This is a genomic window from Clostridium arbusti SL206 (genome assembly GCF_000246895.1).
GTDB classification, from domain to species: domain Bacteria; phylum Bacillota; class Clostridia; order Clostridiales; family Clostridiaceae; genus Clostridium_I; species Clostridium_I arbusti.
In genome coordinates, this window is sequence record NZ_BAEV01000085.1 from 1 (window position 1) to 17,340 (window position 17,340).

At 30.6% G+C, this 17,340-nt stretch carries 20 protein-coding genes; 1 reads left to right on the forward strand and 19 read right to left on the reverse strand.

Annotated features, from left to right (window positions below; all coding sequences use genetic code 11):
- Window positions 1-52: 52 nt before the first annotated feature.
- From RH99_RS13785 to RH99_RS13855, 15 genes are all read right to left on the reverse strand, one after another.
- The gene (locus RH99_RS13785; protein WP_010239306.1) at window positions 53-910 is read right to left on the reverse strand and encodes a M50 family metallopeptidase; all 858 of its coding nucleotides are present in this window, start codon (window positions 908-910) and stop codon (window positions 53-55) included.
- Between the two features lie 50 nt (window positions 911-960).
- Window positions 961-1,773 (reverse strand): M23 family metallopeptidase, encoded by an 813-nt coding sequence (locus tag RH99_RS13790; RefSeq protein WP_010239308.1) that lies wholly within the window; start codon window positions 1,771-1,773, stop codon window positions 961-963.
- Between the two features lie 108 nt (window positions 1,774-1,881).
- Window positions 1,882-2,151: a cell division topological specificity factor MinE gene (minE, locus tag RH99_RS13795; protein ID WP_010239310.1), complete on the reverse strand. Its 270-nt coding sequence runs from the start codon at window positions 2,149-2,151 to the stop codon at window positions 1,882-1,884.
- A 15-nt stretch (window positions 2,152-2,166) separates the two neighbouring features.
- Entirely contained in the window at window positions 2,167-2,970 is an 804-nt protein-coding gene (gene minD / locus RH99_RS13800) for a septum site-determining protein MinD (protein WP_010239312.1), read from the reverse strand.
- A gap of 14 nt (window positions 2,971-2,984) precedes the next feature.
- Window positions 2,985-3,617: a septum site-determining protein MinC gene (gene minC / locus RH99_RS13805; RefSeq protein WP_010239314.1), complete on the reverse strand. Its 633-nt coding sequence runs from the start codon at window positions 3,615-3,617 to the stop codon at window positions 2,985-2,987.
- A gap of 390 nt (window positions 3,618-4,007) precedes the next feature.
- Window positions 4,008-6,734: a peptidoglycan D,D-transpeptidase FtsI family protein gene (locus RH99_RS13810; protein WP_010239317.1), complete on the reverse strand. Its 2,727-nt coding sequence runs from the start codon at window positions 6,732-6,734 to the stop codon at window positions 4,008-4,010.
- A gap of 15 nt (window positions 6,735-6,749) precedes the next feature.
- Entirely contained in the window at window positions 6,750-7,241 is a 492-nt protein-coding gene (gene mreD / locus RH99_RS13815; RefSeq protein ID WP_010239319.1) for a rod shape-determining protein MreD, read from the reverse strand.
- A gap of 10 nt (window positions 7,242-7,251) precedes the next feature.
- Complete coding sequence (mreC, locus tag RH99_RS13820; RefSeq protein ID WP_010239321.1) at window positions 7,252-8,097, reverse strand: rod shape-determining protein MreC; 846 nt, start codon at window positions 8,095-8,097, stop codon at window positions 7,252-7,254.
- 2 nt (window positions 8,098-8,099) lie between these two features.
- Window positions 8,100-9,113 (reverse strand): rod shape-determining protein, encoded by a 1,014-nt coding sequence (locus RH99_RS13825; protein WP_010239324.1) that lies wholly within the window; start codon window positions 9,111-9,113, stop codon window positions 8,100-8,102.
- Window positions 9,114-9,135: 22 nt separating this feature from the next.
- Window positions 9,136-9,822 carry a RadC family protein gene (radC, locus tag RH99_RS13830; RefSeq protein ID WP_010239326.1) on the reverse strand — a complete coding sequence of 229 codons (687 nt, stop codon included), beginning with the start codon at window positions 9,820-9,822 and terminating at the stop codon, window positions 9,136-9,138.
- Window positions 9,823-9,836: 14 nt separating this feature from the next.
- A complete protein-coding gene (locus tag RH99_RS13835) occupies window positions 9,837-10,418 on the reverse strand; it encodes a Maf-like protein (protein WP_010239328.1) in 582 nt (193 codons plus the stop codon).
- 11 nt (window positions 10,419-10,429) lie between these two features.
- Complete coding sequence (locus RH99_RS13840; RefSeq protein WP_010239330.1) at window positions 10,430-10,684, reverse strand: DUF4321 domain-containing protein; 255 nt, start codon at window positions 10,682-10,684, stop codon at window positions 10,430-10,432.
- A gap of 154 nt (window positions 10,685-10,838) precedes the next feature.
- Complete coding sequence (locus tag RH99_RS13845; protein WP_010239331.1) at window positions 10,839-11,531, reverse strand: SPOR domain-containing protein; 693 nt, start codon at window positions 11,529-11,531, stop codon at window positions 10,839-10,841.
- A gap of 108 nt (window positions 11,532-11,639) precedes the next feature.
- A complete protein-coding gene (locus RH99_RS13850) occupies window positions 11,640-12,158 on the reverse strand; it encodes a GNAT family N-acetyltransferase (protein ID WP_010239334.1) in 519 nt (172 codons plus the stop codon).
- Between the two features lie 167 nt (window positions 12,159-12,325).
- The gene (locus tag RH99_RS13855) at window positions 12,326-12,670 is read right to left on the reverse strand and encodes a hypothetical protein (protein ID WP_010239336.1); all 345 of its coding nucleotides are present in this window, start codon (window positions 12,668-12,670) and stop codon (window positions 12,326-12,328) included.
- 399 nt (window positions 12,671-13,069) lie between these two features.
- Here RH99_RS13855 and RH99_RS13860 point away from each other — a divergent pair, with 399 nt between their 5' ends.
- Window positions 13,070-13,549: an S-ribosylhomocysteine lyase gene (locus RH99_RS13860; RefSeq protein WP_010239338.1), complete on the forward strand. Its 480-nt coding sequence runs from the start codon at window positions 13,070-13,072 to the stop codon at window positions 13,547-13,549.
- A gap of 307 nt (window positions 13,550-13,856) precedes the next feature.
- Here RH99_RS13860 and RH99_RS13865 read toward each other — a convergent pair whose 3' ends face one another.
- The 4 genes from RH99_RS13865 to RH99_RS20050 form a co-directional block, all read right to left on the reverse strand.
- Window positions 13,857-14,228: a DUF1667 domain-containing protein gene (locus RH99_RS13865; protein WP_010239340.1), complete on the reverse strand. Its 372-nt coding sequence runs from the start codon at window positions 14,226-14,228 to the stop codon at window positions 13,857-13,859.
- Window positions 14,229-14,427: 199 nt separating this feature from the next.
- Window positions 14,428-15,420, reverse strand: coding sequence for an NAD(P)/FAD-dependent oxidoreductase (locus RH99_RS13870; protein WP_010239342.1), 993 nt, complete (start codon window positions 15,418-15,420; stop codon window positions 14,428-14,430).
- A gap of 36 nt (window positions 15,421-15,456) precedes the next feature.
- The gene (locus tag RH99_RS13875) at window positions 15,457-16,902 is read right to left on the reverse strand and encodes an NAD(P)/FAD-dependent oxidoreductase (protein WP_010239344.1); all 1,446 of its coding nucleotides are present in this window, start codon (window positions 16,900-16,902) and stop codon (window positions 15,457-15,459) included.
- Between the two features lie 300 nt (window positions 16,903-17,202).
- Window positions 17,203-17,331: a Spo0E family sporulation regulatory protein-aspartic acid phosphatase gene (locus RH99_RS20050; protein ID WP_206771404.1), complete on the reverse strand. Its 129-nt coding sequence runs from the start codon at window positions 17,329-17,331 to the stop codon at window positions 17,203-17,205.
- Window positions 17,332-17,340 lie beyond the last annotated feature (9 nt).

Consider the following 17,340-nt stretch of genomic DNA (forward strand, 5'->3'; position numbering starts at 1 on the left):
GTGCGAATCACTTTCACAGAGTGCGTGGGAGTCTTACACCAGGTTAGTCAGGTTAAACTTCATTTTTATCACGTATTTCTACAAACTCCTCTATAGTTATGTTTCCATAACTTTTCAGTGCTTCTAAAATCTCCTCTTCATATATTATATCCATAACTCTTAGTTCTCCATCAAGAACTGTAAATATATTATATTTATTTTTTTCTGCAATGCTAAGTGCCTTCAGAAGGTCATTTTTATAATATATAGAAAAAGTTCTATTTTCTATATATCCTCTTCTAATAAATCTATATTTTTTCTTTATAATATCGCTCATAATTATATATGCTATCCTTTCCTTTTCTTTAAAAGAATATATCATTATATAAAGTGCTATAATTCCAAAGGATAAATTCATCTGTCCTTTAAAAAAGCAGTATATATAATATAGAATAAATATGCTACCGGTGCCCATACTAACTATAACAGTAATTAAATTTGCAGTTCTATATATTGTTTTTCGTGCAATCAAATCCCTTAATATTCTACCACCATCTAAAGGCAAAGCAGGCATTAGATTAAATATGCCAAGAGCAGCATTAGTTAAAAATAGAGAGTGAATAATAGCTTTGTTAAAGTATAAGCCTAATATATAAAAAATAACTGCCAGTACTATATTAAATATTGGTCCTGACAGTGAAATTATTAAATCTTCTTTAAATGATGCCTCTTCCAAATCATCTATTCTCAAAACTGCACCAAAAGGTAATACTTCAATATTACCACTTTTAAAGCCAAAACATCTTGCCACTAAATAGTGAGTAAATTCGTGTAAAATTACCATAGCAAAAGCTATTAACAGATTTCCATTAAAACCTATGAACACTAGTAAAACAATATATGGTATAAAAAACTTATTTATTTTAATCAAAGGATCACTCCAAGTTCATTGCTTACACTTATTATTTCTTTTCAGATACCTTATATATTTAAGTATTGTTGTGGATCAATGGTTTCTCCCATATATGTCAATTGAAAATATACACAAGGGGATATTACCTTGCCTGTATTCCCCGATTTTCCAATTACCTGACTTTTGTTAACCTTATCACCTTTTTTCACTTGAAATGAATCTAAATGAGCATATTTGCTTTCAATTCCACTACCATGGTCTATAACTAAATATTTTCCTAAAGTTTTATCCTCTCCAGTTTCTTTTATAAAGCCACTATAAGATGCCTTTATATCTGTATTTAAGGCAGTATCTATATCTATTCCCTTGTTAAATTCAATATCACCTGTAGTACTGTTTTTACTCTGTCCATAGGGCTCTATCACCTTTCCATTAACAGGCACTACAAAATTATGGCTTATATTCTGTTTTGTAGTTTTACCTCCTGTAATATTAGTTCTAATATTTTCAATGAAATTTATTGATTTAGTTTGAAAATCTGTAACATTTCCATTTTTAATATTTTCAGCTATAGTATTTACATTTATATTCTTTACATAAACTAAAGCAGCTTTATAATCAAAATTCTCATTTACAATATTTTTAGAGTAATTGTATGCAGCCTTTGTCTGTGGATTAACATAAAACTTGCAGGTAAAGACAAATAGAAAAAGAATTAAAGTACCTATAAGTTGTATTTCAAAGGTTCTTATAAGTCTTTTCTTATTGAAAAAAGGCCCTTGAATCTTTGATTGTCTACCATAAGGTAATTTATTTTGACCATATCCCCTTTTTGATAACGTGCTATAATAATTCTCATACTGGCTATTAAAGCTTCCCATATTTTCCTCCCAATTTATAATTCATTCAATAACATATATATTTATTTAATATTTATTTATGACAAAAAGGCTGCTCTAAATAAATAGAACAGCCTTTTTCACATTTTTTTATTTTTTAGTTTTCATTTTTCTTATGGGTATATTAGCCACAAGTGCTGGCGAATTCCCATCTTGTTCTTCAACTCTAGTAAGTTTGACTTCCACATCAGAATTATCTATCTCAACATATCTAGCTATAACATTCATTATTTCACCTTTTATAAGATCAAGAAGTTCCGGTGATAAATCAGCTCTATCATGAATCAATATTAATTTTAATCTCTCCTTGGCTACATCTTTTGAGGAAGGTTTGTTTGAAAAAAACTTAAATAAATCCATAACACAATCTCCTAACTACTTAAATTTGAATAACTTCTTTATAGCTGCCACAATTCCAGTTGATGTATCTTCATCTTCTAACGGAAGAAAGGGAACATTTTCTCCTGTTATTCTCTTTGCAATGTCTCTAAAAGCCTGTCCAGCTTTAGAATTGTTATTTAATACTATAGGTTCCCCTCTATTAGTTGAAATTGTTATATCTCTATCATTTGGAACAATCCCAATGAGCTTTATTGCCAAATTATCAATTATATCATTAATCCCAAGCATGTCGCCCTTTTTAATCATCTCAACATCAATTCTATTAACTATAAGCTTGTGATCATCTAAACCTCTAGCATCTAGCTTACCAATTACTCTGTCAGCATCTCTTACAGAAGTGACTTCAGGGTTTACTACAACAATTGCTCTATCAGCACCTATAACTGCATTTTCAAACCCCTGTTCAATACCTGCCGGACAATCAATCAATACATAATCATATTCTGTTTTTAATTCATTTACCAAAGTAAGCATTTGTTCAGCATTTACATCATTTTTATCTCTTGTTTGTGCAGTTGGAAGTAAGAATAGAGTTTCATACCTTTTATCCCTAATAAGTGCCTGTTTTAATCTACAGTTTTCTTCTACCACATCTAAAAGCGTAAAAACTATTCTATTTTCAAGACCCATTAAAACATCTAAGTTTCTAAGTCCTGTGTCTCCGTCCACCATCACTACTTTTTTACCCATAGCCGCAAGTGCTGTACCAATATTTGCTGTAGTTGTGGTTTTACCAACTCCACCTTTTCCCGATGTTATTACAATAGCTTCTCCCATTTAATTTACCTCCATTATATGAATTTATTAGGTGAATAAGGTTCTACAATTATAGTGTTTCCTTTTATCTTTGCCACCTCTGGATAATCAGGCTTTTCATCATTTTCTGGAGCCCTTGTCATTATATTTGCTATTTGTAAAACCTTAGGTTCTAGCTTAAATGCAGCTATTATTGACTTGTCATTACCATTTACTCCGGCATGGACATCCCCCTTAAGACTTCCAAGCACAATAATATTCCCTGCTGCAAAAATTTCTGAACCAGGATTTACATCACCTATTATAACTATATTTCCAGTATAGCTTATTACCTGACCACTTCTTACAGTTTTTCTAAGAAACTTAGTTCTTCCCTCATAAATGCCTGTAAAAATCTTACTTTCATTTTCTTCAATGTCCTCAAATATACAATCCTTTATAAGAAATTCTTGAAAAAGAATATCCTTTAATTTTCTAAGTTCTCTTTCACTTACAAATTTAAGTTGCATAGTAACTTTTAATGTGCAGCCTTTATAAAATCTTTTACCTCTTGAAAGCTTTTCTTCTAATTTTTCTAGCATATCACTAAAGTCTTTAAAGGCATTCATATCAATTAACACATTTAGGCCATCTTTATTTCCTTTTAGCACAATTTTGTCTTCACCCATAAATAATAAACCTCCAAAGGTTCTTAAGCTTCTGTTATACATTCAACACAATTTACTAAAAATCCTTCTTAATATGATAATTTTTTTAATAAATTCATTATATTTTAAAATACACCTAATTTCTTTATTAAATATTATAAAAGTTCTACTTAGGCATGTGAAAATAAATAACAAGTCAAAGATGCGACGTATATTTTGAATTATACAAGGAAACAGGTTCTGATGATAGTGGTGCTATCTGAGGGTTCTGCTGACGCAGTAGAATTCAAAATAGGCTAGCATACTGACTAGTTATTTATTTGAATGTGCCTTATATAAGAAAAGACTTAGCATGAAAATATACTGAATCTTCATGCTAAATCCTTTCGTTTAAATTATATATTCTTGTAATTACTTATCCTGTGGCCTTTTACTTAAATCAGTATTTATGTCAAACTTATAATTATCTTTAGTAAGCTGATCCTTAAAATACCCTTCATAAATTCCTCTTGCTACATTAGCTACTTCACTACCATAACCACCATCAAATATAACCACTGCTACTGCTATTTGTGGATCATTAGCAGGTGCATAACCTACAAACCATCCATAATCGGATCTACCAGTTTTATTCTGTATATCAGTATTAACCTGAGCTGTACCAGTTTTACCAGCGGTAGGAATATGGCTATTAAAATCTCCAAGAGCTGCTGATGCAGTACCATCTGCTCCTCCACCACCAGTAACCTGATTCATACCCTGCATAATTAAATTTTTGTTTTCAGGGCTAATGTCAACTTTATTTAATACTTCTGGCTTCGTTTGACTTAACACATTTCCATCTGCATCTGTTATTTTGTCTACAAGATGAACTTTATACCTAGTTCCTCCGTTTGCAAGGGTTGATACATAACTTGCCATTTGTAATGGAGTAAAAGCATTCATACCTTGACCTATAGATGCATTGTAAATATTGTATCCTAATCCTAAATCATCAATAGCAGCATTTATTTGACCACTTATAACACTTACAACATCACTAATTTCAGTATCACTAAAATTCTTTCCTTTATAATTAGAATCAGCACTTATTAACTGTTTAAGTAGTGGAGTATACAAATTGATATAATTTTTATTGCTGTCTTTCTTCCCACTCTTTATGGTATCCTTTATAGCTTTTTTTATATCATCCTTAATTTTTAAAACCTTTTTACTATCCGTTGTCCTATCATATAAATATATTGACTGAAATTTTGCAGAATTTTTACTGTCAGTTCCACTATTTAAATATTGTTCAATATTCAGAAGGAACTGAGTCGCATTTGTATTCCTCTGAGATATACTATTATACACCTGTCCAAAATTTTCGGGTATTTCAATTCCAGTACTTGCATTTCCACCATTTGGATTAGTGCCTAATCCAAATTGCCATGCATATTTAGCTAAAGCATCGTCTCCATCTCTATCCTTAAGTAACTTTCCTACAGTCATAAAATATGGATTACTTGACCTTCCTATTGCATTAACTATATTAACAATTCCATTTGCTCCATCAGAATGAAACCAAATTGGTTTTCCATCATCTCCAATAAAGTAACCTTGATCATTAACTGTATAATTAGCATTTACAACCCCTGTCTCCAATCCAGCCACAGCTGTTAATGGCTTGAAAGTTGATCCTGGTGGAATTAGTGACATAGTAGCATAATTGTATAAATATTTTGGAAAAAAATCATATTTATCTTTTCTTATAGTAGTATTATCCTTAATACTACTATCTACAGGGAACATAAAGTCAATTAAATCTTGAGACATACCTTTAGCTTTTGCCATATTTTCATAATCCGGACTAAAATATTGTTTTATTTTATCTTCAGTGAGTCCACTAGGATTTGAAAAATCATTTGGATTAAAACTTGGTGTACTGGCAAGTGCTAAAACACCTCCTGTATGAACATCTATAACTACAGCTGCACCTCTTGTGGCGTTAGTTGTTTTTTGATCTCCAACTGATCCTGCCTTTTGTAACTTTGTCATTTCATTTTGCAGTGCCTGTTCCGCAGCATACTGTACATTAGCATCTATAGTAAGCTGTACATTCTGCCCTGGATAAGCCTCTCTACTAGCCAGCTTATTAGTAACCCTTCCCTGCTTATCTATTTGAACTATGTCTCCACCATTGGCACCTTTTAATCTGCTTTCAAAAGCTGCCTCAATACCTGATGCACCAACATAATCACTACTAACATCGTATCCCTTCTCAGAATACTTTTCCTGATCTGTAGAACTTATCTTATTTATGTATCCTAAAACTGAAGAACCAAGAGTTCCATAAGGATAGCTTCTCATAGGTTGAATATCTACATTTATCCCTGATAAATCAGATATCTTCTGCCAAAATATAAGAGCTGTATTCTTTTTAATATTACTGGAAATTGGAACTGGTTTATATCCAGAAAAACTGTTCATCTTTATTGCATCTTTTACTATTAGATATCTTCTTAAGTCATTAGGAGTATATTTACTATTAATTTTTGAAACACCTGAAACTACGTCATAATGTTTCTTATCTACAAGTTGATTAAAAACCTGTTCTGGTGTTATTTTAAGAAGCTCTTCATTTAATTTATTTGTTTCTGCTTTAGTTAGATCTGTTTCCTTCTTACTACTAAAATCCTTTTTTAATATTGCATCTTGAAAGCCTCTATCCTTTAAGAACCTAAGCTGCAATGTCTGTATACTCTTTGGATCAGTGGCATTGAATTCAAATCTGTAAGGACTTACTTTTAAAGGAAAACTATCATCTTGAGTTTCTCCATTATCATCTAACAGTTTAAATACCTTTGCCATAGTAGGAAAAAACTGTTTTTCACTATCATCTGTATCCATGAAGGTAACTTCATAGCTTTGCACATTGGCAGCCAGAGCTATTCCATTTTTGTCTACAATTGATCCTCTTGGTCCCTCTTGTGGTATTAACTTATGAGACTTAGTATTTGCAGTTTCGCTATAATATGTACCCTTAGTTATTTGTAAATTAAACAACTGTGTTCCAATAGCCGAAAAGGCTATTATCATAATTATGATTAAAACAGTATATCTATTAAATATTTTTCTTTTCTTCCTATCTCTTATCATATAAAATCACCACTCTTAAAATTTCCAATTACGTATCATATAATCTTTTTTACAAAGCTTATATACACATTTATACATAAATATTGCTACAATAAAACTATAGATAGCTATATTTATTATGTTATATGCATTCATCTGAATATGAAGTATATTAAGTATTATTAAAATTAATATTCCCTTTAATAGAGTTAATCCAAAAATAGAGCAAACAGGTATTAATCTTTTATCTTTAAATAAGTTTCTACCTATTTCTCCTGCTAAAACACACAAGAGCATATTGACTAAAGTATTAACTCCAAAGGCATTGATAAAAAATATATCTTGTAGAACACCAGTAATAATGCCAATTCCAAGAGCTGACCATCTATCATTTATAATGCTATAACTTAATGCAAATATAAATAGTAGACTAGGATAATACCCATATACCGCTAAAAAGGGCATAACAGAATTATCTACAATTGTGAATACAAAAATTAAAATTATTAAAGTTAAAACCTTTTTCATTCATATCACCTTAGTACTTTATTTCGCTAGTATTTTTAGGTACAACGATAAATACCTCTTCTAATTTATTAAAGTCTACATAAGGCTTCATTATAGCATATTTACTAATCTTGGTTTTATCATCAGATAGACTGGTAACTTCACCTATTGGCATATCCTTTGGATATAAATTTCCAATACCAGCTGTTACTATGACATCATTTGTTTTTATATCTGTATCCAGTGACATATTGTCTAACCTAGCTAATTTGTTATTATTGCTATCTGTATATCCATCTACAACACCATCAATAACACCTGTTCTTTGAATTTTACCTGCTACCTGAACATTTGGATTATTTAAAGTTCCAACTTGACTCCAGCTGTCTGCTGTGAATATTACTTTTCCTACAAGTCCCTCTGGAGTAGCTACAACTAATCCATTCTTAACACCAGAATTTTTTCCCTTGTCTATAATTAAAATGTCTAGTAAATTGTTTCCGCCTCTTGATGTAATATTACAGTTAATATAATTATACTCATCTCTTTGATGCTGAAAACTCAACATATCACTTAATCTTTTATTTTCATTTTGCAAACCATCGTATGCTGAAACCTTTTGTTTCATTTGTGTATTCTTTTTCTTTAAATCCTCATTTTCCTGTTTTATTTCAGAATAATGAGTTATAAATCCTAGCCAATCCTTTGTACCACCAATACCCTTATAAATAACGCCCTGTACTGAACTTAACGTAACTCCAACACCATTTTCCACCATGAAAGCATTCTGCCTTTTCACACTAACACCTATTAGAACCAAAAAGCTAACTGACAGAACAATTATTGTTACTGCCAGTCTATTTCTTATAAGCTTCATCTTTAGCCTCTATTTTTACTTATCTTATCAAAGTGTTCAAGAGCTTTTCCTGCTCCAAGTGCTACACAGTCAAGTGGTGCTTCTGCTATATGTACAGGCATATGTGTTTCGTTATTGATTAAAGAATCTAATCCTTTAAGAAGAGCTCCTCCTCCAGTTAGCATTATACCTATATCCATAATGTCCGCTGCAAGCTCTGGTGGAGTTTTTTCAAGGGTAAGTTTAATTGAATCAACTATAGCTGCTATAGGTTCCTTTAAAGCCTCTCTTACTTCTGTTTCAGTAATCTCTATATTTTTAGGAAGACCTGTAATCAAATCTCTTCCTTTAATTTCCATAGTTTCTTCTTCATCAGATACACTATAAGCTGATCCTATTTGTACTTTTATATTTTCTGCTGTTCTTTCACCAATCATTAAATTATACATTTTTTTAATGTAGTTAATAATGGATTCATCCAGTTCATCTCCTGCAACTCTTAAAGACTTACTAGTAACTATACCACCAAGGGATACTACTGCAACCTCTGTAGTACCACCACCTATATCTACAACCATACTTCCCTTAGGCTCTTCTACTGGAAGTCCTGCACCGATTGCTGCAGCCATTGGTTCTTCCATAAGCTGTACATCTCTTGCTCCTGCTCTTTTAGTGGCTTCATCAATGGCCCTTTTTTCCACTTCTGTAACTCCTGATGGAAAGCAGACTATTATTCTAGGACTTGCAAAAGCTCCTTTTGAAGTTACCTTGGAAATAAATTTTCTAAGCATACTCTCTGTAACATCAAAGTCAGCTATAACTCCATCCTTTAAAGGTCTTATAGCTACTATATTCCCAGGTGTTCTTCCTATCATTTGTTTTGCTTCGTCACCAACAGCAAGTACCGTCTTTGTGTTTGTGTTTATAGCAACAACAGAAGGTTCTCTTAAAACAATCCCCTTTCCCTTAACATAAACTAAAGTATTTGCTGTTCCTAAATCTATACCCATGTCTCTAGAAATACCAAAAAATCCCATTTAACTTTTTCTCCTTTCAGACTTACAAAATTCCTTTTTCCTTTAAACTAACATAAATTCCATTACCAATAATAATATGATCTAAAAGATCAATACCAATTATCTTCCCGCACTCTTTTAACCTATGAGTGACATTAATATCTTCAGTACTAGGTGATGGATCACCTGATGGATGATTATGGCATATTATAATAGATGCACTGTGAGCTAAAATAGCATTATGAAATACTTCCCTTGGATGAACTATAGAAGAATTTAAACTTCCAATAGACACATCAACTATTCTAATAACCACATTTTTTGTGTTCAATAGAATAACTTTAAGTACTTCTTTATTAAGACTCTTCATTTCCTGCATTAATAACTCTGCAGCATCTTTAGGCTTTGAAATACTATAAGTATCTCCAGATTTATATGTACCAAATCTTTTTGAAATTTCACCTAATGCAACTATCTGTACTGCTTTAGCCATACCTATTCCATCGATTTGTAGAAGTTGTTCTACATTTAAATCCATTAGTCCATTAAGACCACCATTTAATTTTAACAGTCTGTTAGACAAACTTAAGATATTTTCTTTAACTGTTCCACTTCTCAGAATAATAGCTAAAAGTTCACTGTTAGATAATACTTCAGCACCATATCTAAAAAGTCTTTCCCTTGGTCTTTCATTTTCGGGAAAATCCATAATTTTAAGAGAATTAGCCAATAATGCACCTTCTTTTACAGATTTATTCCCATCTCCCCAAACATTTTGTTTAACTTATTAAGTGGTAAACCCACTACATTGTAAAAACACCCATTTATAGCTTCCACAAAAACTGCAGCGTTACCTTGTATTCCATAGGCACCTGCTTTATCTAAACATTCTCCAGAACATATATATTTCTCAATCATTTTATCAGTTAAGTTAGAAAACTTCACTTCTGTGCATACATAATCTCTTTTAACAGTAGCAGATTTCAAATCTAATATTACAACTCCAGTATACACATTATGAATATTGCCACTTAACTGCTTTAATATTCCGAATGCATCATCTTCATCTTTAGGTTTCCCCAAAACAAGGTTTCTAAATGCAACAACCGTATCACACCCTATAATGAAGGTATTTTCTTTTTCAGCTATTGTACTTGCAACATCTTTTGCTTTGCCTTCTGCTAGTGTCATAACATATTCTGCAACATCGCCTTTAAATTTAACCCCTTTTTCATCAAAATTACTTGGTATAACATTAAAATCCAATGTAATTCTTTTTAAAAGCTCTATCCTTCTTTCAGAAGACGAAGCCAAAATCAAATTCATATTTTCACTTCCTAATGTTTTTTATATAACATTATTGCTAGTATTATACCAACTATGGTAATAATATTGACATTAAAGTTTATGCCTAATGTTAAATTTAAAACCTTAAAATCTAAAAAAATAGGCTTAGCCGTCCCTATAGTATATGCACTTTTAAAAAAATATAAAAATTTAAAATTAGTGCCAATTACATCACCTACAATAGTTCCTCCTATTCCCCCCAGCAAAATAAGAAATATGAAATATTTTGAACTTTTACCAACCATATTAACATATCCCCCATGTATATTGTACCTTCGTACGTCTAATATAGTTTATCATTTAATATCCTCTTAAACAAGTATTTATGTAAGTTATTAATAAAAATTTTTTACTTTGTTTTCAATTAAAAAGTCTGCTTTTTACAGCAGACTGGTTGAGTTATTTAGACACCTTTTTCAGTTCTGAATACAAAAATGTTCTATTCTCATTTACATTATCCTTTGAAAAATTTGCAGGCAGCTTATCTACATGCTCTTTCAATTCATCTAATACTTTTTTATTCTTATAGCTTCCATCCACATTATCCAATTTTTTAGTCCATTCCTTTAGTGCAGATGTCTGGACTTGTTTTACATCTTTATCATAAGTTTTATTTATCACCTGTAAATTTGCATTAATAATGCTTATTATCTGTGAATCACAAAGATCGCCTTTACTTAGAGTATAGTTAACATCATGAACATCGATTTTATTATCTGATAAAAGTTTGGTTGCTGCCTTATAATCATTTTCATTTCCATATATTCCGAACATAGCTCTTACTTTACCTTCATCTTCTACTTCAAAAGGATTTCCTATTTTACTAAGTTGATTCATTAAGCTTTCAGCATTTTCTTTCTTATCAAAAATACCACATTGTAAAAATACAAAGCTAGCTACATTATTGGAATTATCTTGATTAAATACGGCTTTGCTATCAGAAGTTTGAGAAGTTCCATCACTGTTTTTTAAAAACAAATTTGAAATTACAGTACCTATTAATATGGCACATGTTAAAACTATAATTACAGCTACTATGTAAAACTTGTTGCCATTTTTCTTTCTTTTTATATCATATCTAGTATACCTCATTTTTTCATCCTCCTAAAACTTTACTACTATAAAATATATTTCAGAAGGATCATATTTATACTAAATTTTTATATACAATTATATTGTTTTTATCTATAGGTACTCATTTTACATGTAAATTTTCTTTTTTAATATTACTGCATTTCCATTGGAACTTTCATTCATAAAGAAATCATTACTTATTCTCACTAATTGAAATCCACTGTTTTTTAAAACAGTCAATATTTTTTTATCCTTTACTGAAACACCTATTAGGAAATCTTTTATACCAAAGTTATTTAGAAAGAACTTCAATATTTTATCTAACACAATGTTTCCCTCATTATTTTCTAGGCAAAATGATTCCATTGCAAAACAAGATACCCATACCATATTTTCGCTTTTAAATTCAACTCTGCCTTTAAAAATTCCTATTATATTATTTATTTTTATTATTTTTAAGAAAATCTCACATTCGCTCATGTAATATTCTAAAAATCTTTCATAGAACTCATCAGTTCCCAAATAATCATTACCGTTGTATAGAAAAGACTTTTGGCTATTATACCATGTCTGTATATGTTTAACATCTTCTTTTTCCACACTTGAAATACTCACATCTCCATACTTTATATTTACATCAAACATACATAACTACACCTCTTTTCTATTAATTAAATTCTACATAAAACTATAATTTCCTTTAACACTATAAAAAATATATCTCTAATTTCTTTTATTGAAAATTCTATATTTAAAAATATAAAAACACCTATTTAGCTAGGATATTTATATAACTAAATAGGTATCTTTATTTAATCATCCTCATCATCAAAATCTATTAAAACAGGCATGGCCATAATCATTGGTCCAAAATTTTCTGGTTTAAAACCTCTCATGCTTTGAAATGGCAGACTATCCTCATAGGGAATATCTCCATATACATTATGTCTACATTCATAATTTTCATTATATTCATTTTCTTCATTAAAATCATTTTGAAATACCACACTTTTTTTCATCATAGGCCAAAAATTTCTCTCCATCCTCATTAGAGGACAAAGCTTAATTTCATTAAAGTTATCATAAGGATTATCATAGGGGTAATCATACTCATAGGGTTTAGCAAAAAAATTGTTATTATAATAATTTTTCTTCATTATATACATCCTCCTCATTATATCTATTATTAATATATTCTTAGAGGTTCTAATAAATACTATCAAATTATTTTCAAATAAATTTTCAGCATAATTTTTAATACCCTTAGAAATTTTATATGTAAACAAGATTCTTATTAAGGCACATTCAAATAAATAACTAGTCAGTATGCTAGTATATTTGATTTAATATTTATTTTCATATGCCTAACACTATGATTTTAGTATTTACATTTTAAAGTTTCAAGCATATCCTATTATACATATATGTTTATTGCAAACCTAAATTGTAAGTTACTTTGTTTTTTGGTATAATGTTATAAGCAATTAATGATAAAATAATTGTAGTTTGTTTAAATACACAAAATTATAACTCAAATTATGAGGGGGAAATATAAAATGGAAAAAATCGCAAGCTTTACAGTTAACCATTTAAAATTAAAACCAGGAGTATACGTTTCAAGGAAAGATGCCGTTGGTGAAAATATCGTTACCACTTTTGATCTTAGAGTAACTACACCTAACCTTGAACCCGTATTAAATACTGCCGAGGTTCACGCAATAGAACATCTAGCTGCTACTTATCTAAGAAACGATAAAGATATTTCAGCAAAAACTATTTACTTCGGGCCAATGGGCTGCAGAACTGGATTCTATTTAATACTTGCTGGAGACTACAAATCAAAAGACATCATAAATCTATTGGTTGATTTATTTAAATTCATAGCAGATTATGAAGGAGAAATTCCAGGAGCTGCTGCTAAAGACTGTGGAAATTATCTTGACATGAACCTTCCTATGGCTAAATATATAGCTAATAAATATCTTAACGAAGTACTTTTAAAAGTTACTGATGAAACCTTAAATTATCCACAATAATAGACGTATTAAAGATAATGCTTCTATTGTTAATTTATATATTAACAATTTTATAGACTATAATTAAATTGTACATGAAAAAATATTATATTTAAGGAAAAGGGATGCCTCTAGTGAGACAGCCCTTTCTATAAGGCACATTCAAATAAATAACTAGTCAGTATGCTAGTCTATTTTGAATCCAACCGCGTCAACAGAACCCTAAGATAGCTCACTATCTTAGAAACCTATTTCCTTGTTGACTTCAAAATATACGTCGCATCTTTGACTTGTTATTTATTTTCATATGCCTAATCTTGTATTTTTATTAAAGTTCATCTTCACCTTGAACAGCTCTTGATGCAACAATGTCTACTCCTGACCCCAAAATATTTTTAACAATTATGTCACCTTTTTTCACAGGTGCATATACGTCAACCGCCTTAACTGGTTTCATAAGCTTTTCAATAATATTTTTTGAAACAGGTTCTTTACTTCTAACTGGAAGCCTCTTTATACTTCCACCTTTTATGCTTACTGTAGTAGTAAATATTCTTACTGGATTTTTAATTTCTTGAAGCGCATAGCTTTTTCCCTTAGCACATTTATTTCCAGAAACTTCATACTCACCTTCATTATGCTCTTCAATACTGATTTTACAACTTGTTGGACAGACTGTACATACTAATCTATTTACCATTTCCATTCCTCCTAAAGCAAATTAAGAATCTCTCCCTAGGCATCTTCAAATAAATAACTAGTCAGTATACTAGTCTATTTTGAATCATACTACGTTAACAGAACCTTCTGATAGCACCACTATCATCAGAACCTGTTTCCTTGTATATTTCAAAATATACGGCGCATCTTTCACTTGTTATTTATTTTCACATGCCTTATTAATTATTAGCCTTTACATAAATGGCTGCATTTTCTCCCGCCTTTTCTGCTTCAATTGTAACATCATCTACTAAATCGTGTACTTTAACTACATTGCCACAGGCAAAGATACCCGGCTCACTGGTTTTCTTTAAATCGTCTATCTTTATTCCACCTTTTTCTCCCACTTGAATACCAGCATTCTTCGCAAGTTCCGTCTCCGGTATTAATCCAGCAGATAAGAGAACTGTGTCGCAGTCATATTTTTTCTCAGTTTCCTTTATGGCAATGCCCTTCTCATCAACCTCACATATAGTAACAGCTTCTACTCTTTCTTTTCCTATTATTTCTGTAATTGTATGCTTTAATAAAAGTGGAATATTAAAATCAGAAATACATTGAACAACATTTCTATAGGAACCACCAGCACAGTCTTCTTTTTCTACTACAGCAACAACCTCTGCTCCTTCTAATTTCATTCTACGAGCCATAATTAGGCCAATATCACCTGCACCCAAAATTATTACTTTTTTACCCACTAAATATCCATCTATATTAATAAATCTCTGAGCAGTTCCAGCAGTAAATACTCCAGAAGGTCTTCTTCCAAATATCCCTATAGAATCTCTTACTCTCTCCATGCAACCAGTGGCTAAAATAATTGCTTTAGCCTTTATTTTTACAAAACCTTCCTTTTCACTACTAATAGTTAAACACTTTTCATTGTCAATGCTTAACACCATAGTATCAATCTTGTACTCTATTCCTAGATCATTGACTTTGTTTATAAATATATCCGCATATTCTGGTCCTGTTAACTCTTCTTTAAATATATGAATGCCAAAACCACTATGTATACATTGTTTTAGCACTCCCCCTAGTTCTTCTTCTCTTTCAATAATAAGTATGCTGTCAACTCCACTATTTTTAGCTTTTACTGCTGCTGAAAGCCCCGCTGGACCTCCACCCACGATTACAATATCATAGCACCTCAAAATATCACCTACTCCCATTATCTTTATAAATTCTCCATTTATTTACTAGGATTTTTAGCCTTCAGAATTTTTTACCAATATATAGGAATCTTCATTTCCGTATTTAATGTCACTCATATCTTTTCCAAGTTCTCTAGCTAAAATTTGTACAATCTTAGGTTCACAAAATCCACCTTGACACTCACCCATAAGGGCTTTGGTACGATTTTTTACTCCCTTAACTGTAGTTGCACCACAGTTTCTACGGATAGCATCCACTATTTCGCCCTCTGTAACCATTTCACAGCGGCATATAACTCGTCCATATTTTGAATCTTTTCTAATAAGTTCTTCTTTTTCACTATCATTAAGTTCTTTAAATCTATATGCCCTTCTTCTTTTAGGATTAAAATTAGATTTAAGTCTTATTGTATCATAGTCTCTTTTAAATATATTATGTACAATTTCAGCTATTTTCTCTGCAATAGCCGGAGCACAAGTTACTCCTTGATCCACACTAGCTGCATTTATAAATCCTTTAACTTCTTCTGATTCACCAATAATAACTCTTCCATTTTCTTCTTTTGCTGTTAATCCTGCAAAGCATCTTATAACTTTATTAAATGGTATTTTATCACTAAGTCTAGACATTTTTTTCTTTAAAAGTTCAATTTGATCAAAAGAAGTATCTGGTGACTCTCTATCATCGGTTGCCTGAAATACAGGACCCATCATAATATTACCCCCCGCTGTAGGTAATACATTTAAACCTCTATCGCCTTCTTTTGGGCACCTATTCAACACATGATTAAAGAAAGGCCCTATATTATTATTAAATACTAAAAATTGTGCTTTTTTAGGTGCAATATTAAATTTAGTTTTCTCTGCCAACATGTTATTTATTTTATCAGCATATACTCCTGCACAATTTATTACACATTTTGCTTCAATATCTCTACCTTTAGTTGTAATTTTAAAACTACTATGCTGCTTTTCTATATTGTTAACTTCACTGTTAAGAAACAGTTCAGCTCCATTATCCATTGCATTTTCAACTAAAGCTACCGACATCTGAAAAGGCCATATAGCTCCACAAGTTGAAGAATAGAATCCAAATTGAAATTTTTCATCTACATTTGGTTCTAATTCAGCAAGTTCTTCTCTATTTACTATACGCACTCCCTTTGCATTGCTTTCAAGCGCTTTTGCATACATATTTTCAACCTTTTTCCTATCTTCCTCATCAAATCCTACTGTAAGAGATCCTATCCTTTTAAAAGGTACATCTAATTCCTCACAAATTTCATCGTAAATTTCGTTTCCCCTTATTATTAATTTCTGATTTTCACTTCCTAGTGGTTGACGAAAAGCTTCATAAACATTACAACAGTTTGACCCTGTAGTTCCATTACACACGTCACTATTCTTTTCTAAAATTGCAATTGATATATTGTACTTAGAAAGTTCTCTAGCTATAAATGATCCAACAATACCAGCACCTATAACTGCTACATCATACATAATCTCACCCTTTCATTTTATTTATTATTATACTACTTTTAAGGCCATAATTTTATACTTTAATACATTTTACCTATAAAAATTTACTAATATTTAATTTTTATATCTTAATTAATACAAAATTTTCAACCAGATAGATCTTATCTCCAAACTCTCTTAATTATATTTATAAAATAAAAAAACTACTCTTACGAGTAGTAAAATTTATATTTTATTCATATTATTTAAAGTATTGTAAATTTTAATATCTACAAGTTAAGATATTAAATGAATATAAGATAAAAACTCTGCTTTTCTAATCTAATTTGATGATTTTAACCTATTATAATCAAGTATTACATTATCTAATTCTTTACTTATATCCATTATATCTTCATAATTAAACTCATTAGAATTTAATATTATATATAGTTTCTCTAATAATTCCATACTACGTGT